This is a genomic window from Pseudomonas sp. LRF_L74, from assembly GCF_965644255.1.
Lineage (GTDB): Bacteria > Pseudomonadota > Gammaproteobacteria > Pseudomonadales > Pseudomonadaceae > Aquipseudomonas.
Map to the genome: position 1 here is coordinate 1 of NZ_CBFFRH010000010.1, position 20,111 is coordinate 20,111.

At 59.8% G+C, this 20,111-nt stretch carries 21 protein-coding genes; 8 read left to right on the plus strand and 13 right to left on the minus strand.

Translation table 11 applies throughout. The features are described 5' to 3' along the window. Positions 1–260 precede the first annotated feature (260 nt). From pssA to ACSZPK_RS21960, 4 genes are all read right to left on the minus strand, one after another. Positions 261–1,073, minus strand: a complete 813-nt coding sequence (pssA, locus tag ACSZPK_RS21945) for a CDP-diacylglycerol--serine O-phosphatidyltransferase (RefSeq protein WP_437883715.1) — start codon at positions 1,071–1,073, stop codon at positions 261–263. Positions 1,074–1,209: 136 nt separating this feature from the next. Then, positions 1,210–2,226 (minus strand): ketol-acid reductoisomerase, encoded by a 1,017-nt coding sequence (gene ilvC / locus ACSZPK_RS21950; protein WP_437883716.1) that lies wholly within the window; start codon positions 2,224–2,226, stop codon positions 1,210–1,212. A gap of 48 nt (positions 2,227–2,274) precedes the next feature. Beyond that, positions 2,275–2,766 (minus strand): acetolactate synthase small subunit, encoded by a 492-nt coding sequence (ilvN, locus tag ACSZPK_RS21955; protein WP_437883717.1) that lies wholly within the window; start codon positions 2,764–2,766, stop codon positions 2,275–2,277. 2 nt (positions 2,767–2,768) lie between these two features. After that, positions 2,769–4,499: an acetolactate synthase 3 large subunit gene (locus ACSZPK_RS21960; RefSeq protein WP_437883718.1), complete on the minus strand. Its 1,731-nt coding sequence runs from the start codon at positions 4,497–4,499 to the stop codon at positions 2,769–2,771. Positions 4,500–4,901: 402 nt separating this feature from the next. Here ACSZPK_RS21960 and ACSZPK_RS21965 point away from each other — a divergent pair, with 402 nt between their 5' ends. Beyond that, positions 4,902–5,327 carry a DUF4124 domain-containing protein gene (locus tag ACSZPK_RS21965; protein ID WP_437883719.1) on the plus strand — a complete coding sequence of 142 codons (426 nt, stop codon included), beginning with the start codon at positions 4,902–4,904 and terminating at the stop codon, positions 5,325–5,327. Here ACSZPK_RS21965 and ACSZPK_RS21970 read toward each other — a convergent pair. Genes ACSZPK_RS21970 through mrcB form a run of 3 tightly spaced genes read right to left on the minus strand, consistent with a single transcriptional unit; the run spans position 5,308 to position 8,728 of the window. Further along, the gene (locus tag ACSZPK_RS21970; protein WP_437883720.1) at positions 5,308–5,661 is read right to left on the minus strand and encodes a YqcC family protein; all 354 of its coding nucleotides are present in this window, start codon (positions 5,659–5,661) and stop codon (positions 5,308–5,310) included. The two genes, ACSZPK_RS21965 and ACSZPK_RS21970, sit on opposite strands and share 20 nt — an antisense overlap. Next, complete coding sequence (locus tag ACSZPK_RS21975) at positions 5,661–6,380, minus strand: tetratricopeptide repeat protein (protein ID WP_437883721.1); 720 nt, start codon at positions 6,378–6,380, stop codon at positions 5,661–5,663. The genes ACSZPK_RS21970 and ACSZPK_RS21975 overlap by 1 nt, the downstream gene beginning before the upstream one ends. 23 nt (positions 6,381–6,403) lie before the next feature. Beyond that, positions 6,404–8,728: a penicillin-binding protein 1B gene (gene mrcB, locus ACSZPK_RS21980; RefSeq protein ID WP_437883722.1), complete on the minus strand. Its 2,325-nt coding sequence runs from the start codon at positions 8,726–8,728 to the stop codon at positions 6,404–6,406. 118 nt (positions 8,729–8,846) lie between these two features. Here mrcB and ACSZPK_RS21985 point away from each other — a divergent pair, with 118 nt between their 5' ends. From ACSZPK_RS21985 to ACSZPK_RS22000, 4 genes are all read left to right on the plus strand, one after another. Further along, positions 8,847–10,406, plus strand: coding sequence for an AAA family ATPase (locus ACSZPK_RS21985; protein ID WP_437883723.1), 1,560 nt, complete (start codon positions 8,847–8,849; stop codon positions 10,404–10,406). A gap of 63 nt (positions 10,407–10,469) precedes the next feature. After that, complete coding sequence (locus ACSZPK_RS21990) at positions 10,470–10,823, plus strand: pentapeptide repeat-containing protein (protein ID WP_437883724.1); 354 nt, start codon at positions 10,470–10,472, stop codon at positions 10,821–10,823. 84 nt (positions 10,824–10,907) lie between these two features. Then, positions 10,908–11,171 carry a TfoX/Sxy family protein gene (locus ACSZPK_RS21995; protein WP_437883725.1) on the plus strand — a complete coding sequence of 88 codons (264 nt, stop codon included), beginning with the start codon at positions 10,908–10,910 and terminating at the stop codon, positions 11,169–11,171. Positions 11,172–11,270: 99 nt separating this feature from the next. Next, positions 11,271–12,071, plus strand: a complete 801-nt coding sequence (locus tag ACSZPK_RS22000; RefSeq protein WP_437883726.1) for a Crp/Fnr family transcriptional regulator — start codon at positions 11,271–11,273, stop codon at positions 12,069–12,071. 347 nt (positions 12,072–12,418) lie between these two features. On the opposite strand, the gene ACSZPK_RS22005 is transcribed toward ACSZPK_RS22000, so the two are convergent. Then, a complete protein-coding gene (locus ACSZPK_RS22005; RefSeq protein WP_437883727.1) occupies positions 12,419–13,294 on the minus strand; it encodes a YihY/virulence factor BrkB family protein in 876 nt (291 codons plus the stop codon). Between the two features lie 131 nt (positions 13,295–13,425). Between ACSZPK_RS22005 and ACSZPK_RS22010 the strand changes: the two genes are divergently transcribed. Next, entirely contained in the window at positions 13,426–13,764 is a 339-nt protein-coding gene (locus tag ACSZPK_RS22010; RefSeq protein WP_437883728.1) for a zinc ribbon domain-containing protein YjdM, read from the plus strand. Positions 13,765–13,768: 4 nt separating this feature from the next. On the opposite strand, the gene ACSZPK_RS22015 is transcribed toward ACSZPK_RS22010, so the two are convergent. From ACSZPK_RS22015 to ACSZPK_RS22025, 3 genes are all read right to left on the minus strand, one after another. Beyond that, entirely contained in the window at positions 13,769–14,518 is a 750-nt protein-coding gene (locus ACSZPK_RS22015) for a hypothetical protein (protein ID WP_437883729.1), read from the minus strand. Positions 14,519–14,666: 148 nt separating this feature from the next. Beyond that, positions 14,667–15,275 (minus strand): adenylyl-sulfate kinase, encoded by a 609-nt coding sequence (cysC, locus tag ACSZPK_RS22020; protein WP_437883730.1) that lies wholly within the window; start codon positions 15,273–15,275, stop codon positions 14,667–14,669. Continuing rightward, positions 15,268–15,969 carry a sulfotransferase family 2 domain-containing protein gene (locus tag ACSZPK_RS22025; protein WP_437883731.1) on the minus strand — a complete coding sequence of 234 codons (702 nt, stop codon included), beginning with the start codon at positions 15,967–15,969 and terminating at the stop codon, positions 15,268–15,270. The genes cysC and ACSZPK_RS22025 overlap by 8 nt, the downstream gene beginning before the upstream one ends. 314 nt (positions 15,970–16,283) lie before the next feature. Here ACSZPK_RS22025 and ACSZPK_RS22030 point away from each other — a divergent pair, with 314 nt between their 5' ends. Beyond that, a complete protein-coding gene (locus ACSZPK_RS22030; protein WP_437883732.1) occupies positions 16,284–16,622 on the plus strand; it encodes a hypothetical protein in 339 nt (112 codons plus the stop codon). 223 nt (positions 16,623–16,845) lie between these two features. After that, a complete protein-coding gene (locus ACSZPK_RS22035; RefSeq protein WP_437883733.1) occupies positions 16,846–17,148 on the plus strand; it encodes a hypothetical protein in 303 nt (100 codons plus the stop codon). A gap of 56 nt (positions 17,149–17,204) precedes the next feature. Here ACSZPK_RS22035 and ACSZPK_RS22040 read toward each other — a convergent pair whose 3' ends face one another. Further along, a complete protein-coding gene (locus ACSZPK_RS22040; protein WP_437883734.1) occupies positions 17,205–18,701 on the minus strand; it encodes a CoA-acylating methylmalonate-semialdehyde dehydrogenase in 1,497 nt (498 codons plus the stop codon). Positions 18,702–18,723: 22 nt separating this feature from the next. Further along, positions 18,724–20,070 (minus strand): aspartate aminotransferase family protein, encoded by a 1,347-nt coding sequence (locus ACSZPK_RS22045; RefSeq protein WP_437883735.1) that lies wholly within the window; start codon positions 20,068–20,070, stop codon positions 18,724–18,726. Positions 20,071–20,111 lie beyond the last annotated feature (41 nt).

Below are 20,111 nucleotides of genomic sequence, written 5' to 3' on the forward strand. Positions count from 1 at the left end.
CCGTGCAACCTGAAAACACCTACAACCAACTGATTAACAAGGAGTTTTAAGATCAGGCCGCGCCGGAAGTGGCGCGAATTATAGGCACCACAATCCTGGCGTCAACTGTTTTGTGACACTTATTTGAATATCTTTCAGACGCCCGAATGACCACGACTGAATCAACACCATACGCCAAAGCAATAACGGCCAGCCCACAGTAGGAAATGAGCGGCGCTAGAAAAGATTACGGCCCCGAAGGGCCGTAGGTAGAAAGTGCATTATGTCGTCTTCTTACGCTTAAGCTGAATCAGGTACTGGATGGGACCCGAAGCCGCATAAGCGAGGAAGATCAGCAACAGAATTCGTGGCGGATCGCTGAACACCACGGCGAAGACCAACACAACAGCCAGGATCGCCACAAAAGGCACGCGCCCTTTCAGATCGAGATCCTTGAAGCTGTAGTACTTGATGTTACTGACCATCAGGGTACCTGCAGCGGCAACCAGCAAGGCAACGACAAAGGCCATGTTCGAGCCCTTGATGCCGAAATCGCTGAAAGCCCAGACGGTACCGGCAACCAGTGCCGCAGCAGCAGGGCTGGCCAGACCGATGAAGTAGCGCTTGTCAGCCTTGCCGACCATTGTATTGAAACGAGCCAGACGCAAGGCGGCCCCGGCTACATAGATAAAGGCGACCATCCAGCCAACCTTGCCAAGGCTGCCCAGGGCCCACTCGAAAGCGACAAGCGCAGGAGCCACGCCAAAAGCGACCATATCCGACAGTGAGTCGTACTCGGCACCAAATGCGCTTTGTGTATTGGTCAGACGAGCTACCCGACCATCCAGCCCATCGAGAATCATGGAAACGAAGATAGCGATAGCGGCATGGTCGAACTGTCCGTTCATACCATTGACGATTGCATAGAACCCGGAGAAAAGCGCAGCAGTCGTGAACAGGTTCGGCAGCAGGTAGATACCACGGTGGCGAACCTTCCGCCCTTCGGCATCGCGGCCCTCCTCTACATGTTCGTCAATCGGCAGAAGGCTTTCCTCTTCGGAGTGCTTTTCTGGTTCCTCGGGACGCTCGCTCATGAACAACACCTTGCGGTCTTTGAAGTGAATATCGCGTGGGCATGCACCACACAAACGAGAGGGCTTTATACCAGAAGCCTGGCCCAGGCATAAAAAAACGCGGCATAGCCGCGTTTTTTTGACCCTCTGACCAAGATTAGTTCTTGGTTTTGTCGACGATCTTGTTCGCTGCGATCCAAGGCATCATCGAGCGCAGTTGCTCACCGATGATCTCGATGCCGTGGGTAGCGTTGTTACGACGTTTGGCGGTCATCGACGGATAGTTGGTAGCACCTTCGCTGATGAACATCTTCGCGTACTCACCGTCCTGGATGCGCTTCAGAGCGTTGCGCATGGCCTGGCGGGATTCAGCGTTGATGACTTCCGGACCGGTCACGTACTCGCCGTACTCGGCGTTGTTGGAGATCGAGTAGTTCATGTTGGCGATACCGCCTTCGTACATGAGGTCGACGATCAGCTTCAGCTCGTGCAGGCACTCGAAGTAAGCCATTTCAGGCGCGTAGCCAGCTTCGACCAGAACCTCGAAGCCAGCCTTGACCAGTTCGACGGTACCGCCACACAGAACGGCTTGTTCGCCGAACAGGTCGGTTTCGGTCTCGTCCTTGAAAGTGGTTTCGATAATGCCGGTACGGCCGCCACCAACGCCCGAAGCGTAGGACAGTGCGACGTTCTTGGCGTTGCCGGAAGCGTCCTGGTAAACAGCGATCAGGTCAGGAATACCGCCGCCCTTGACGAACTCGGTGCGCACGGTGTGACCCGGAGCCTTCGGCGCGATCATGATCACGTCGAGGTCGGCACGCGGGACGACCTGGTTGTAGTGGATCGAGAAGCCGTGGGAGAAGGCCAGGGTTGCGCCTTTCTTGATGTTCGGCTCGATCTCGTTCTTGTACAGAGCGCCCTGGAACTCGTCCGGAGTGAGGATCATGACCAGGTCGGCAGCAGCGACTGCGCTGGCAACGTCGGCAACTTTCAGGCCATGGGCTTCGGCCTTGGCAACGGTAGCGGAGCCTTTACGCAGGCCAACGGTGACGTCGACACCGGAGTCTTTCAGGTTGCAAGCCTGGGCATGGCCCTGGGAACCGTAACCGATGATGGCGACTTTCTTGCCCTGGATGATCGAGAGGTCGCAGTCTTTGTCGTAGAACACTTTCATGGGAATTCCCCTGGTTTGTCTGGCCTCGTGGGCCGTTCGCTAAATGGATTAAACGCTCAGTACCTTGTCACCACGGGCAATGCCCGTGACACCGCTGCGTACCGTTTCCAGGATCGCGGCAGTACCGATCGCCTGGATGAAGCTGTCGAGCTTGTCGCTGGTTCCCGCCAACTGGATGGTGTAGACGCTGCTGGTCACATCCACGATCTGGCCACGGAAGATGTCGGTGGTGCGCTTGACTTCGGCGCGCTGAGCGCCGGTCGCCTTCACTTTCACCAGCATCAGTTCGCGCTCGATATGAGCACTTTCCGAAAGGTTAACCAGCTTGACCACTTCGATCAGCTTGTTGAGGTTCTTGGTGATCTGCTCGATCACATCGTCTTGCCCGATGGTGGTCAACGTCAGACGCGACAGGGTCGGATCCTCGGTCGGTGCCACGGTGAGGCTTTCGATGTTGTAGTTGCGCTGGGAGAACAGGCCGACCACTCGCGACAGAGCGCCAGGCTCGTTTTCCAGCAAAAGGGAAATGATATGGCGCATGGTCAGGTCCGCTCCGTCTTGCTCAGCCACATGTCACGCATCGCACCACCACGAATCTGCATCGGGTAGACGTGCTCGCTGGTATCGACCGCGATATCGAGGAACACCAGCCGATCCTTCATGGCGAAGGCCTCTTCCATCTTCGGCTTCAGATCCTTCAGATCAGTGATGCGGATACCCACGTGCCCATAGGACTCAGCCAGCTTGACGAAGTCAGGCAACGACTCCATGTAAGAGTGCGAGTAACGGCTGCTGTATTGCATGTCCTGCCACTGGCGAACCATGCCCAGCGCACCGTTGTTCAGGTTGATGATCTTCACCGGCAGGTCGTACTGCAGGCAGGTCGACAGTTCCTGAATGTTCATCTGGATACTGCCCTCCCCCGTCACGCAGGCGACATCGACATCCGGGAAGTTGAGCTTGACACCCATTGCCGCCGGGAAACCGAAGCCCATGGTGCCGAGACCGCCAGAGTTGATCCAACGGTTTGGCTTGTTGAAACGGTAGTACTGCGCTGCGAACATCTGGTGCTGACCGACGTCGGAGGCAACGAACGCATCGCCTCCTGTAACCTCGCTCAGTGTTTCGATCACAGTCTGCGGCTTGATGATGCTGCCGTCGCCCTTGTCATAAGGGAACAGGCCACGGTTACCACGCCACTCGTCGATCTGCTTCCACCAGGACGCCTGGGCATCCTTGTCGGCGTTGTCGTCGATCTCCTTCAGCACAGCGACCATCTCGGTCAGCACGCTGTCGACCGGGCCGACGATCGGGATATCGGCTTTGACGGTCTTGGAAATCGAAGCGGGATCGATATCGATATGGATGATCTTGGCATTCGGGCAGAACTTGGAGGCGTTCTCACCGTTGATGACGCGGTCATCGAAACGTGCGCCAACCGCCAGGATCACATCGGAATGGTGCATCGCCAGGTTGGCGGTGTAGCTGCCATGCATGCCCAGCATGCCGACGAACTGACGATCCGTCCCCGGATAGGCACCCAATCCCATCAGGGTATTGGTGACCGGGGCATTGAGGATACGCGCCAGTTCAGTCAGTTGTTCCGAAGCGCCGCCCATGATCACGCCGCCACCGGAGTAGATGATCGGACGCTTGGCGGCGAGCAGCGTTTCGGCCGCCTTGCGGATTTGCCCAGAGTGGCCGCGCACAGCAGGATTGTAGGAGCGCAGCTTGACCTTCTTCGGGTAGCTGTATTCGAACTTCTGGGTCGGATCGCCCATGTCCTTGGGAACATCGACAACGACCGGGCCTGGACGACCGGACTGGGCAAGGTAGAACGCTTTCTTGATCACCTCGGGGATTTCAGAGGGATGCTTGATGATGAAGCTGTGTTTAACGATCGGCCGGGAAATGCCGACCATGTCGACTTCCTGGAACGCATCGGTGCCAACCACGGTGCTGGCGACCTGGCCGGAGATGACCACCATGGGGATAGAGTCCATATAGGCGGTGGCAATACCGGTGACGGCATTGGTCGCACCCGGGCCGGAAGTCACCAGGACAACGCCAGGCTTGCCGGTCGCACGCGCATAACCGTCAGCCATGTGCGTGGCGGCCTGTTCGTGACGCACCAGGATATGGGTCACTTCCGGCTCTTTGAACAGAGCATCGTAGATATGCAGAAGAGCACCACCGGGGTACCCATAGATATACTTAACGCCTTCGTCACGCAGCGAGCGGACGACCATTTCAGCGCCTGATAAAAGCTCCACGTTGTTCACCTCTAGAACGCCAGATTACCACCCGACAACGAGTGGTCCTTTGAGTAGGTCTTACTGCCAGCGGACGAGCGCGACGTGTGGTCGCTGATGATGCAGGGGTCTGCTTGACGAGTAGCGGAAGGGCTCGATCTTGCGGGCCTTTCCTTCCCAGCGCGAGGTAACGCGTTGCGGGTGTAACGGGGGTCGGCACGGATAGCGCCTTTTTGTGCTGAGCTGAAGGACGCTTGCGGCGGACTCCACTACAGCAGGCTTGCGATTGTTGTGATTCGCGCCAGGCAAGTCAAGTCGTTCTTTCCGGATATTCTGGCGACGCCTGTGAAGTCGTGCCGCATGAACAAGCCCGGTTTTGGTTATAGTAACCAGCAGATCCCGCAGCCTGACGAAGGAAACAGCATGCGTCGCAAGATCCTCACCGGAAGTTTTCTGCTCCTGCTGAGTAGCACGGCCATGGCCGCCCAGGTATATAAATGGGTCGACGCCCAGGGCAACACCCACTTCGGCTCCCAGCCTCCGGAAGGCCAGCAGGCGAGCCAGGTCAACATCAATACCTCGCAACCCAAAGCACCAGCACCAGTCCCCAAGAAGGAAGTCGAAGATCCAGCCCAGGAAGTGGCTGATCAGAAAGCGCGCGACGCCAACGCCCAGCAGGAAATCGAGCGCAAGGCCTTCTGCGACCGTAGCCGCGAGACGCTTGCCCAACTCAAGGCAACCCCGCGCCTGCGCATCGAGGACAAGGGAGAGCTGCGCCGCCTGACCGAAGATGAACGCCAGCAACGCATAAAGGAACATACAGCAGCGATCAAAGAGAACTGCCTCTGAATGACTCTGGCGCCCCCTTGAGCAACCTATCGAACCCGCGCAGAGCCGTCAGTAGCGACACCATTTGCGCGAGGCGCCCCTTATAGACCTCCTCCGCCATCTCAGCGATGCCCGAGACAGACGGCAGTGCCAGATTCAGCTCGATCAACTGCTTCATTCGCGGCAACAGAATCCACTGCAACCACTGCTCAAACGACATCGAGTCAATGCAGAATGGCTGTTGACTGGCTAGGGCCTCGTCACTCGGGGGATGCGCAGACCACAGATCGAGCACGCGCAATTCGCGCTCGATCAACAGCAATTGCTCGGCAAGTGAGGGTAGCCGCGGATCCATCAGATGTTGACCCGGGCGTTCTGACGGGCCTGGGCCGCGCCTGCGGCATCGCCCTGGCGGTCACGGGACTGCGCGATGATATTCCAGAAGCTGGCCTGCAAGGTCGGACGCCCGCTGGATAGGGTCAAGCCACGTCGGGCCAATTGTTCTGCCTGGGCAGCATCCCCCTGGGCCAGGCGCACTTCAGCCAGGCGATAAAGCACCTGAGGCTCACGTGGAGCGATACGCTGGGCACGTTCGAGACTGGACGACGCGCCATTCAGATCACCACCGCTCTGCTGTTGCTGAGCAGTACTCAGCAGGGCCAGTACCGGCCCGTCCAGTTGCTCGTCGGCCGCCAGCCCCCCCGAAGAAGGAATGCCGCTTGGTGCGCTCGGCACGTTATAAGTGCTGCCTGTAGCCGCCGGGCCGGTAGTGATGGGCCCGGTCGTTATGGGTGCCGGCTGGGAAAAACCGCCTCCGGCCGGGTAGCTCTGGATCGGTGTGGATGCACTACCGCCAGGCACCATCACCACGACCCCGGAGTCCTCTGGCGCGCTCTGCACACGCGGCGCCTGCGCAGGCGCACGATAACCGGCATTGCCAGAAGAGCCATCGAGCTGATCATCAGCCGCCAGGGAGCTGGCGGAGTTGGTCACGGGAATGGAACCATGTTGCACTGTCGAGCAACCACTCAGCATTGCCGTCGCAGCGACGGCACAGATCCACCATTTACCCATTTGCATTCTCTCCAGGAGCCGGCTCAGTTATCGAGCCAGCCTTTAACCCAATCCATAACTTTCTCGGCAGGCGCGTCCAGCACGCCGCAGGCCGCGCCTGGCGTCGGTTCGCTGCCGCGAATATAAGGCATCTGCACCGCATTCGGGCAACCAGTCGCCGAGCCTTGTCCAGTGCCCGCATCGATCCAGGCTTGAGTCACGTTATCCGGCATCGGCATGTCCAGTGGCAGCGGGTCGGCCTTGACCATGAAATTGGTCCAGACCTGCAGGGAGCCGGTAGCCCCGGTGAACGGGGTCTTGCCATTGTCGTCACGCCCCATCCACACCACCGCCAGCAGATCCTGGCTGAAACCAGCGAACCAGCTGTCACGCGAATCGTTGCTGGTCCCCGTCTTGCCCGCCAGGGTCAGCGACTGCGGGAGCTGGTTGTACACCGAACGCCCGGTGCCCTCGCGCATCACTCGCTGCATGGCGTTCTGCACCAGATAGATCGCACCCGCATCGAAACGTTGCTGGATCTGGAACGGATAACGCTTGAGCGGCTCGCCTTCGGCAGTCAGTACGCTGCGAATACCACGTAGCGGCGTATTGAAGCCGCCGTTGGCCAATGTCTGGTACATGGTCGCCACTTCCATCGGACTCAACGCGCCTGCGCCCAGCAACATCGCCGGATAAGCCGGCCACTCACGGCTCACCCCCAGGCGCTCGAGCGTTTTGAGCACATTCGGCACGCCCAGTTCCAGGCCAAGCTTGGCGGTCGACAGGTTGTAGGAGTTGGCCAGGCCCTGATAGAGGTAAATGGTGCCGTGTGCCTTGTGGTCATAGTTCTGTGGTGTCCAGACCTGCCCGTCCTTGCCCTTGACCGAGAACGGCTCATCGGCGACCAAGGAGGTCAGGGTGTACTGGCTCGGGCGCTCCAGCGCAGTCAGATAGACCGCCGGTTTTACCAGCGAGCCGATCGGCCGTACTGCATCGATGGCCCGGTTGAAACCGGCAAAACGCGGCTGGCGGCTGCCAATAAGGGCCTGGACCTCACCGTTTTCCGGATTGGCCACGACCATCGCCGACTCGACCTCGTCAGCCCCCTTGCGAGCGCCAATGCGCTTGAAGGTCTCGCTGAGCGCCGCTTCAGCCTTGTTCTGCAGGATCGGATCGAAGCTGGTGAAGATCCGTAGTCCTTCCTCGGTCAGGTCTTCATCGCGATAGTCTTCACGCAACTGGCGCTTGACCAGGTCGAGAAACGCCGGATAGGAGCTGTCCGCCATGCTACCGCGTTGCGTGACGCCCAGCGGCTTCTGCTTGGCCGCCTCGGCTTCTTCAGGCGTGACGATGCCTTGTTGGGCCAGCAGGTCGAGGACCAGGTTGCGTCGTTCCAACGCCCGGTCCGGATAGCGACGAGGGTTGTAATAGGTCGGGCCCTTGACCATGCCGACCAGCAACGCCACCTGATGCAACTTCAATTCGCTCAATGGCTGGCTGAAGAAATACTGGCTGGCGAGACCGAAGCCATGCACCGCGCGCTGGCCGTCCTGACCGAGGAACACCTCATTCAGGTACGCCTCGAGGATCTCGCGCTTGTCGTAGTGCAGTTCCAGCAGCACCGCCATCATGGCTTCATTGGCCTTGCGGGTCAGGCTGCGCTCGTTGGTCAGGAAGAAGTTCTTGACCAACTGCTGGGTCAAGGTACTGCCACCCTGGCGCAGTTGTCCCGCCGTGGCGTTGATCCAGACGGCCCGGGCGATGCCCTTGGGGGAAACGCCGAAATGGTTGAAGTAGTCACGATCCTCGACCGCCACCAGGGTGTCGATCAGGTAAGGCGGCACCTGGTCGAGCTTGATCAGGATGCGGTCTTCGTGGTGCGCCGGATACAGGCCACCGATCAACAGAGGTTCCATGCGCGCCACATCGAGCTTGCCACCGTCGCCACGGGTCAGTCCGGCAACGTAGTCGCCCGAGAAGCGCACGCGCAAGCGCTGCGCGGGCTCGGCGCCCTCGTAGAATTGAAAACCGCGGGTATAGAGGTCGATCTGGTTGCCATTGACCACTGCCGCGCCCGGACCATCGGCGGCGCTTTCGCGTCGATAGCCAAGGGCGTCGAGTTCGGTGACGAAATCCTGCTTGGCCAGTTTCTGCCCGACGAACAACTCCAGAGGCCGGGCATAGACCTTGGCCGGGATGGTCCAGCGCTTGCCGGAGAATTTCTCCTGCACCACGGCATCCAGGTAGATGGCGAAACCAGCGAGAACGACCAACCCCACCAGGCAGAGCTTGAAGATCCAGCCTAGCCAGGGACGAGAGCCGCCAGAGCGGTGTTTTGCGCGCGCGCGCGGGGTTCGGGAACGAGTCATGGCGGCGCATTATACGCACTTTGACCAGCCGAGACAGGCGCCTCCAGGCGGTTTGCAGCGTGCGTCACAGCCGCCATAATGATCGCTTTCGAATATCGCCAGCACGCAAGGAATCATCGTGAGCCAAGCCCTGATCGCCGCCCTGCAGAACCCAGCCCTTTATCCACACCCCGTGGAGGGATTCCAGGTCGTCGAGACCCATATTTCCTGGGTCGTGCTCACTGGCCCGTTCGCTTACAAGATCAAGAAACCGATGAACTTCGGCTTTCTCGACTTCACGACACTGGAGGCTCGCAAGCACTTCTGCAACGAGGAACTGCGCCTCAACCAGCGCCTGACGGAAAACCTGTATCTGGACGTACTGCCGATCACCGGCAGCGAAAACGCCCCGCAACTGAATGGTGATGGCCCTGCCATCGAATATGCCCTGCGCATGCGCCAATTCCCGCAGAGCCAGTTGCTCAACGAAGTCCAGGCTCGCGGTGAATTGACGCCCGCTCACATCGATGCGCTGGCGACGCAGATTGCCAGTTTCCACCAGCGCACCCCGGCGGTCGCGATCGAGCACCCGCTTTGCTCGCCCGCCGCGATCAGGACGCCCATGCGCCAGAACTTCGAGCAGATCCGCCCGTTCCTCAGCGAGACAGCCGACCTGCAGCAACTCGACGCCCTCGAGGCCTGGACCGAAGCCAGCTTCACACGCCTGGAGCCCCTGCTGTCGCGTCGTGCCACGGATGGTCTGATCAAGGAATGCCATGGTGATATCCACCTGGGCAACGCGACCCTGCTCGACGGCAAGGTCGTGCTGTTCGACTGCATCGAGTTCAATGAACCGTTCCGGCTTATCGACATCGCCTCGGACAGTGCCTTCCTCGCCATGGACCTGGAAGACCGCGGCCTGCTGGCCCTCTCGCGCCGCTTCATCAATGCCTGGGTCGAGCAGTCGGGCGACCATGCCGCCCTGCACCTGCTGCCTTTCTACAAGGCCTACCGTGCACTGGTCAGGGCCAAGGTCAGCCTGTTCAGCCTGGGGCAAGGAACAGATGCCGCGCAGCGAGCGGCCATCCTCGAAACCTACCGCCGCTATGCCGATCTGGCGGAAACCTACAGCGCGATCCCCTCGCCATTCCTGGCCATCACCCATGGCGTCTCGGCGGTTGGAAAAAGCCATGTAGCACTACGCCTGGTCGAATCCTTCGGAGCAATCCGCGTACGCTCGGACGTTGAACGCAAACGGTTGTTCGGCGAACAGCCAAGTGACATCAATACCCTGCAGACAGGCATTTATCGTCCCGAAGCCAGCGAGGCTACCTACCAGAACCTGCACGCCCTGGCGGCCCTCGCCTTGCAGGCAGGCACGCCAGCGGTTCTCGACGCGACCTATCTGAAGCAGGCTCAGCGCAAGGCTGCGCGCCAGGTTGCCGAAGAAAACGGCGTGCCGTTCCTGATCATCGACTGCCAGGCGCCACGAGAGACCATCGCCGAATGGCTGAACCAGCGCCAAGGCGAAAACAATGACCCTTCCGATGCGACCCTGGAAGTCATCGACAGCCAACTCGCCAATCGCGAGCCGCTCGATGAAGCGGAGTTGGCCTACAGCAAACGGGTGGACACCACGGACAGCAGCAGTATCGAGGCATTGATGGAACTGATTCACCAACGCCTGCCAGGACTGTGATCAGCCACGGGCAGGGTTTGCAACGGCTTCTATACTTGCGGCAAATATCGCTGGAGCCCTGTCATGAGCCAACCTCGTCAACTCGATTCCACGCTGTATCGTCTACTACGCAGTGAGGACATAGCCGGTTTCAACGCCCAGAAACCGGCTCAGGGCCCTACCGACATGCAGGGTGGCGACTTCCGAGGCCTGGATCTGCGCCAACTGGATGCAAGTGGAGTCGACTTCGGCGACGCCTACTTCCGTGGCGCCGACCTGCGCGGCCTGGATCTTCGCGCGGCCAACCTCGAAGGCGCCAGCATCGCTCATGCCCAGATATCAGGTGCCTATTTCCCCACCGACCTGACGGCCGACGAGATTCTCCTCTCGCAACAGTTCGGTACCCGTATGCGCTATCGCGCTCCCAGTAAAGGCTGAAATGCCCATGCGAAGCGACGGACTGCTACGCCCCGTCCGGGTCAGGCACTACACTTGCCATGTCCGGCGACGGAGAGAGGCACGATGAACGATGAACTGCAAGGCCTGAAAAACCTAGGCAAGACCTCGGCACAGTGGTTACATGCCGTCGGCATCCACAATGCGAGCGACTTGCGGCGGCTGGGGGCCGTGGATGCTTATCGAGCGGTGCGCGCCAGGGGTTTTCGCGCATCCAAGGTACTGCTCTATGCCATCGAAGGCGCGTTGCTGGACATCCACTGGAACGACCTTCCTCCCGCACACAAGGCTGAACTCAATGGCCTGGTCGAGCACGGCAACAAGAGCTAGCTCACAACCTCCATCTGCCGAGATTTACCCAAAGCGTGGCACAATTTAATGTAGCCAAGGCGCCGTGCCTATCTGCCTGCCAGTCAAGGAATTACCGACATGTATCTACTCGGGGAGCAACCGGCCTACGCCGATCAGCTGATCCAGCGCCTGCAAAGCATTCCTGGGCAATTGCTCGAGGGCTTGCAGCCCAGCGGCCCGGAACTGAAGCTCGAGAGTGTCGACGATCTGGGCAAGCTCCTTCCAGTCAGCCAGCTCTACCTGATTAGTGATGGCTTGCTGCACACCCAGGTCGATGGCCGTCCGCTCTTCTATCTACAGGAAGGTGACCTGGTCGGCCTGCGCCAAGGCATCGACATGCCTTCATGCCGCCATAGCAGCGAAGAAGCTCTCACTCTCGTTCCGTATTCACGGGTCGAGGTGTTCAAACATATTCATCTGGATGAACAGCGCCAGGAGCTGTTCACCCAATACCTGATTGGCCATACGGTGCTGCTGGCCGATGCCCTGGCAAGGCTCAAACAGCCGGAAATCCACCCGTCCACGGGTTTCCAGCACTTTGCGGCGGGCGAAGAACTGATCCATCAGGGCGACGAAGCCGACCACGTATTCGTGATCATCGAAGGCCATGCCGAAGCGCATGTCGATGGACTCAAGGTTGGCGACGTACAGAAAGACGAGATATTCGGCGCCATGGCGGTATTTACCCACGAGAAGCGCAGCGCCACGGTCATCGCCAGCGAGCCTTGCACTGTCATGGTCATTCCCAAGGACCAGTTTCTCGGCCTGATGCAAAGCAACCCGCGTATCGCCCACAGCCTGATCGAAAGCATGGCCCGACGCATCGATCTGCTGAACAAGGAAGTCACCCAGCTCAGATCCCTGGATGAAGAAGCCTGAAACGTACGCGCCATCGAAGCTGAAGCCTTTCATCCGGCAATCGAAAATAATTCTCAGAAAGGGCTTGACCAAGGAATGAGAATTGTTATTATTACCACAACTGGTCGCGAGATCAGCCGGTAACTGAGAGGCCACGCAGTCGGACTCTTCAGATATCTCCTCATCAGGCTAATCACGGTTATTGACCCGGCTTTTGCCGGGTCTTTTTTTGCCTGTGAAAAACTCGTCGATACCGAAGTAGCGACGGACAGGACCATTCGCTGTTCCGGCGAAGCTCCGGCGGCAGGACAGAACCTGCCCTATGCGAGACGCGGCAAACCGAAGAACAGTCTTCTCAGGCTCAATGATCAAGCACGAGCGACCTTCTCGCCCTCCTCCTTGCCGTCGCGCGCCTTATGCTCGATCACTGCATTGAGTTCCGCGCCAAAAAGCAATACCGCCGAGGAAATGTACAAGTACAAAAGGAAAATGATGATCGCGCCGATACTGCCATAGGTCGCGTTGTAGCTGGCGAAGTTCTGCGCGTAATAACCAAACCCCAGGGACGCGATGATCCAGACCAGCACCGCCAGCACCGAACCCGGCGTGATGAAACGAAACTCCTGCTTCACGTCCGGCGCCAGATAGTAGGCAGCCGCGACCACCACCATCATCAACAGAAGGGCCACAGGCCAACGCAACCAGGTCCAAAGCACGATGACAATCTGTTCGATGCCGATTTCCCGGGCAAGCCAGTTGAGCACCTGGGGCCCAGTGACCATCAACCCGGCAGCCGTCAGCAAAACCGCGGCAACCGCGACGGTGTAGAGCAGCGACAAAGGAATACGCTTCCACAACGGTCGTCCCTCCTCGACGCCATAGGCTTTGTTCATCGCCGCCATGGCCGAGCGAACGGCTGCTGACGAGGTCCACAGCGCCAGCAGGATCCCGAAGGAGAACAGGCCGGCTTTCTGCGTCTGCAACTGGGTAATGGCAGGATCGACCAGTTCCACGGCAGCCTGAGGAAGTACCAGTTCTGCCTGCTCATGCAGCCAATCGAAAAATGGCTGCAGATCGAGAACACCGATCAGGGCGACCAGGAACAGCAGGAACGGGAACAGCGAAAAGAACATCTGAAAGGCCAGTGCCGAGGCGTACATGGGCAACTCGTCATCGATGAACTCGGTCACTGTGGCTTTGCCGATATCCCACAGGGAAAAACCACGCATGTTCGGAAAAATCATCCTTTTGCCCCTGCATTGCCTTCACCAATGGACGACCACGAAGCGCAATGAGTTCGACTGCAAATTCACCACGGCCAGGCACACGGGATAAAAACCTTATACAATGCGCGCCTTTTACCCGAGAGGTTCCCATGAGCGCGCTACCGCCCTGCCCCAAATGCAATTCCGAATACACCTACGAAGACGGCAGCCAACTGGTCTGCCCGGAATGCGCCCATGAGTGGTCAGCGCAGGCTCAACTCGACGACGATGACCGCAAGGTGGTCAAGGACTCGGTGGGCAATACGCTGCAGGACGGCGACAGCATCACCGTGATCAAGGACCTGAAGGTCAAGGGCACCTCGCTGGTGGTCAAGGTCGGCACCAAGGTCAAGGGCATCCGGTTGGTCGACGGCGACCACGACATCGACTGCAAGATCGATGGCATCGGCGCGATGAAGCTGAAGTCAGAGTTCGTCAGGAAGGTCTGAGCGGTCACTGCACCGGCAGGAAATTCATGAACAACAGGCCTTGGGCGTAACTCACGCCCATGCGCCGATAGCGCTCGTCGAGCACGTCGGTCAACAGGTCCAGGCGTGCGACGATCTTGCCGAACTCAACGGCGAAGCTCAGGTTATGCGCCTCGACGGATATTTCGTTGGACAGCAGTAACGGGTTGCCCATCGCATCACGCCGGTTAGCCAGCATCCAGGTGGCTTTTTCGATATTGCGTGCCGCATTGTGGATGAACTGCGGGTTGATCTCGTCGGTCATGTAAAACTCTGTGCGGCCGCCATGGGCGGTCACCAACATGCTGCCCAGCGAATAGATGAAAGCGCCAACACGATCGCCCTTGTAATCGGGACTCAGGGCGAAAGCCAATGCCGCGACATCCTTGCGCTCGCCCAGTTCGGGCAGGGGCCGGTTCTGCTCGATGGCCATCTGCACCTGATGCTCCGCCGCGTCCAGGCTCGGCGCCCCAGTCTTGCGCCACTCCCGCGGATTACGCCGGTAGAGCTTGTCCATCAAGCGATACAGCGCATTGAGGTTATTGCGCATGCCGATGGTAGCCATGCGGTCGGTATGGCTCTGGAAAAACTCTCCGGCCTTTATCGGGCTGCGATTGCCGATGATGGATTCGTGGTCCTGATGGGTCGCGCAGGCACCGAGCAGGCCCATCAATACCAGCAGCAAGCCCATGGACAGGCGGCCGCGATCGCGTCCTGGCAGGTTCGAGCACTCCATGAGAAACAATCATCCGCTCCGTTTCGAGACCCTAAAACTACCAACAAAACGGCGCCGATAGGGAGCGTTTGATGCCGAACAAGCGAAACGGCACAGTCGGGATGTGATCCAGGCGGAAAGCTGAAAATCCCGAGGCAGGACCAGGGAACTATTCCAATGCCAGGGTCAGCAAGGTCCGTGTGGCGCTGTGCAGGTCGAGCTTGTCGGTATCGATAGCACAATCAGCGTCATCGGGAACCTCATAGTGGCTGTCCAGTTCGACGAGGTTCTTGATGTGCCCATCCCTCGCCGCCTGATACAGCCCCTTGGGATCGCGCCTGGAGCAGACCTCCAGCGAGGTACTGACATAAATGCAACGGAACTCGTCTGGCGTGAAAAGCGCGCGGGCCGCGTCGCGCTCTGCGCGCAGCGGGCTTATCGCGGAGACGATGACGATCAACCCCGCATCCACCATCAGGCGCGCCACCTCTGCCATGCGCCGAACGTTTTCCCGACGCCCGGCTGCACATGTACCCAGGTCGCGGCACAGGCCGTTGCTCAGGTTGTCACAATCGAGAACGAAGGTATGCAGCCCGCGCCGGTTGAGCTGCACTTCCAGCGAATTGGCCAAGGTCGACTTGCCGGCACCGGACAATCCGGTCAGCCAGAGGCAACGCGGTGTCTGGTATTTGAGATCGGCACGCGCCGACGCTGGAAGTGCAAGGGTGAAGGGGGGTATCGCACGTCCTGAAGCGGGCAAGGCAATGAGCTTATTCATAACCGAGCAACTCATAGTCACGTTGATAGGCCTGGCGTACCAGTTGGTGGGTTCTGGCGGTATAGCGCTCGTCTCCAAGCATGTCGCAAGACGAGGAGGCACTGAGGTGCTGGAGCTGCGCTTCGACCCCGAGCCTTTCGCATAGCAGGCGGAAGTCCTTCAGCAGGCGCTCCTGGCGCCCGATGAAATCCACCGCCAGATGGCCGCTGGAGTCCAGCAGGAAATCGGTCTGCGGCGCGAATAGCATCTGCCTGCGCAGATTTTCCGGGTGCACCCAGCCGCTGACGAAACTGTTGAACGAATCGTAGCGGCTGACCAGTTGGTGCGCGGCCTCGTCACGTCGTCCTGGCTGAGCGAGGCGCAGGTAGTTGTACGCTGAGTGCAGGCGCTCCAGCGGATCGCGCACAAAGGTAAAGCGGAAACTTTCCCGATAGGCCTGGGGGAACTGCTGCTCGTACCAGTAGAGCGGCAGATGGCCTGGCCTCCAGCCATCGAACATGGCGTTGCAGACACTCGTGCCTGCGCACTTCGGCACGTGGATGAACAGACAGGATCGGCGAGAGAACGCCTCGGGGAACGTCATCCTGGCCGACATCGACTTGTCCACCACAGAGCGATCGACGACGGACAAACGGCCAAGCAGAAAAGCCCGCTGGGACTTGGGCAGCAGCTTCCATAAAACACGCTGGAACATCACGGCACTCACATTTCTCGATCACCCACGAAGCGAAACCGTAGCAAGCAGGTGTGAAAGGAATATTCCGCATTGGTAAAGACTGCCTGCGACTCGATACACGCAACCGTTCCAACTCACGAGAGAAATCCTGCAAGCCAGCTAAATCGTCCGTCGCAGGGGCCTGAAAGGCATTTTCGCGCACAAGTGGAGTTATCGATGCCGTTACAAAGCGGATGCTTTTACACAGGCTTTACACTCCCGATGGAAATGTCGGCCTCGGCACGCGGTCTGAATCGTTAACCGGAAGCCTCCGGTTTCAGAGGAGAACACACATGCTGTCGCGTATTCCCATTGTCGCGGGTCTGGTACTGGGGCTGGCTCTTGCCGGTCAACAGCCTGCCGAAGCGTCTGGCCGAGACGCGGCCATTGCAGGAGCAGTCGTAGGTGCAGTCGTTGGCGGGGTTATCGCCAGCCAGGCGCAGCCAGCTCCGCGCTACTACGCCCCACCGCCCCCTCCGCCGCCAGCCGTGGTGTATTACGAGCAACCGCGGGCGGTTTATTACGAACGCCCGGTGTACTACGCTCCGCCGCCACCACCGGTCTACTATCGCGGCTATCCACCGCCGCCCCGCTACCACGGCCATCGCCACCACGACCGTGGCCGCTGGTAATCCGAAAGCCCCGCCTCGCCAGACCGTGTGAAAACGTAGCGAGCGAAGGGCAGGCAAGGCAAAAAACGGCGAAAAAGCGCAGTTTACGAGCTGTAAATGAGCATTTTGAGCCGTTTTTTAACGCCGCATGATCGAGTGCAGTAGTTTTCACACAGTCTGTCGCGCGGGGCTTTTCGTTCCAGCAAGGCGTTATACTGCGCGCCTTTGATAAAGGAGCCCGTGTGTGAACTTTTCTTCCTGGACCCCGAGAGAGCGCTTCATTTCGCTGGTCTTCCTGGCGATCGCCATAGGCCTTCTGATCATCGGCCTGACGAGCGGCGTCGTGCTGTTTTCCAGCGAGTTCTTTTCCATGCTGGCACTGACCGCGCTGATGCTGGGTTTTGCCCTGACTCCGTCCTTTCTTCTCAAGCCACTCAAGGAGAGCCTGGGTCAGAACCCCGCACCTACGCTCAAGGTGGCATTCGGCGCCTTCTGCCTGATGCAACTGATTGCCGTGGCGCTCAAGATCTTCGGCCCGAGCGCCTGAAAAAACGGTAAAGAAAAAGGCCAGTCTCGCGACTGGCCTTTCTTCATCCACTCACCTCAACCATTGCTGGGGAAGGCGAATTGCGCGGCTTCATGCGATTTGCGCGCCGGCCAACGCTGGGTGATGGCTTTGCGTTTGGTGTAGAACCGCACGCCGTCAGGGCCATAGGCGTGCAGGTCGCCGAACAATGACCGCTTCCAACCACCGAAGCTGTGATAGCTGACCGGCACCGGCAGCGGTACGTTGACACCGACCATACCCACTTCGATCTCGTCGCAGAACAGCCGCGCCGCCTCGCCGTCGCGGGTGAAGATGCAGGTGCCGTTGCCGTACTCGTGGTCGTTGATCAGTTGCATCGCCTCTTCCAGGCTGCCGACGCGAACGATGCACAGCACCGGACCGAAGATCTCGTCGGTGTAGATGCTCATCTCGTTGCTGACCCGGTCGAACAGGGTTCCGCCAAGGAAATAGCCATTTTCGTGGCCCGGCACGCTGAAGCCGCGACCATCGACCAGCAGCTTGGCGCCAGCCGCGACACCGGCATCGATGTATCCCGAAACCTTGTCACGCGCAGCGGCGGTAACCAACGGGCCCATGTCCAGGCCGCTGTTGGTGCCGGCACCGATCTTCAGCGCCTTGATCTGCGGGACGATCTTCTCGACCAGCGCGTCGGCGATCTGGTCGCCCACGCACACCGCCACCGAGATGGCCATGCAGCGCTCGCCACAGGAACCATAGGCCGCGCCCATCAGCGCGCTGACCGCATTGTCCAGGTCCGCATCGGGCATCAGCACCGCGTGGTTTTTCGCACCGCCCAGAGCCTGCACGCGTTTGCCGCGCTTGGTGCCTTCGCTGTAGATGTACTCGGCGATAGGCGTCGAGCCGACGAAGCTCAGGGCCTTGACCTCCGGCGCTTCGATCAGCGCATCGACGGCCTCCTTGTCACCATGCACGACGCTGAGCACGCCCTTGGGCAGCCCGGCTTCGAGCAGCAGTTCGGCGATCAGCAGGGTCGAACTCGGGTCGCGCTCGGACGGCTTGAGGATGAAGCAGTTGCCGCAGACGATGGCCAGCGGATACATCCAAAGCGGCACCATGGCCGGGAAGTTGAACGGCGTGATGCCGGCAACCACGCCCAGCGGCTGGAAATCGCTCCAGGCGTCGATGTTCGGGCCCACGTTGCGGCTGTACTCGCCCTTGAGGACTTCCGGGGCGGCACTGGCGTACTCGACGTTCTCGATACCCCGCTTGATCTCGCCGGCAGCGTCCTCGATGGTCTTGCCATGCTCGCGGCTGATCAGCTCGGCAATCCGCGCCTCGTTTTGCTCCAGCAGTTGCTTGAAGCGGAACATCACCTGCGCGCGCTTGGCCGGTGGCGTGTTGCGCCAGGCCGGGAAGGCGGCCTTGGCGACGTCGATGGCCTGCTGCACGGTGGCACGGTCGGCCAATGCCACCTTGCCGCTGACTTCCCCGGTTGCCGGGTTGAACACATCGCTGGTACGGCCGCTGCCGGTGATTCGTTCGCCGTTGATCAGGTGTGGAACAGTGCTCATGAATAAGATCCTCTTGTTGTAATCAGTCGATCTGACCGAGGGCTTCGCCTACGGCGTTGAACAGGCTGTCCAGTTCTTCCGGCCGGGTATTGAAGGTCGGCCCGAACTGCAGGGTGTCGCCACCGAAGCGCACGTAGAACCCGGCCTGCCACAGTTTCATGCCGACCTCGAACGGGCGGATGCTCGGGTCGCCATCGCGCGGTGCCAGTTGCAAGGCGCCAGCCAGGCCACAGTTGCGGATGTCGATGATGTGCTTGGTGCCTTTCAAGCCATGGATCGCATTCTCGAAATACGGTGCCAGTTGAGCGGACTTCTCGATCAGGTTCTCGCGCTTGAGCAGTTCGAAGTTGGCCAGGCCGGCGGCACAGGCGACCGGGTGCGCGGAATAGGTGTAGCCGTGGGTGAACTCGATCATGTGCTCCGGCGTGGGCTGGTTCATGAAGGTGTCGTAGATTTCCTTCGAGGCAATCACCGCACCCAGCGGGATCGCGCCGTTGGTGATCTGCTTGGCCACGTTCATCAGGTCCGGGGTCACGCCGAAATACTCGGCACCGCTCCATTTGCCCATGCGCCCGAAGGCCGTGATCACTTCGTCGAAGATCAGCAGGATGTTGTGCTGGGTGCAGATTTCACGCAGGCGCTGCAGATAGCCGGTTGGCGGAACCAGCACGCCAGCGGAGCCGGACATCGGCTCGACGATCACCGCTGCGATGTTCGACGCGTCATGCAGCTCGATCAGCTTCAGCAACTCGTTGGCCAACTCCACGCCGCCGGTCTCGACCGCGCCACGGGTGAATGCGGTGCCTGCCTGCAGGGTATGCGGCAAATGATCGGCATCCATCAACTGGCCATACATCTTGCGGTTGCCACCGATACCGCCCAGGGCGGTCCCGGCGATGTTCACACCGTGGTAGCCACGGGCCCGGCCGATGAAACGGGTCTTGCTCGGCTGGCCTTTCAGGCGCCAGTAGGCCTTGGCCATTTTCACGGCGGTATCGGCGCACTCGGAACCGGAGCCGGTGAAGAACACATGGTTGAGTTCGCCGGGCAGCAGATCGGCAACCTCCTCCGCCAGCTTGAACGACAGCGGATGGCCGTATTGAAAGCCCGGCGAATAATCCAGGGTGCCGAGCTGCTTGCTCACCGCTTCCTGGATTTCCTTGCGGGTATGCCCCGCACCGCAGGTCCACAGGCCAGAAAGGCTGTCGAAAATACGGCGGCCCTTGTCATCGATCAGGATGTTGCCTTCGGCGGCGACGATCAGGCGTGGATCACGCTTGAAGTTGCGGTTGGCGGAAAACGGCATCCAGTGGGCATCCAGCTTGAGCTGGCTGGCCAGTGACGGGGTAGCGGTCTGCGGCATGTTCATGGCGGATTCTCGCAACGGTGGCGTTTCGGTACGCAGGCACG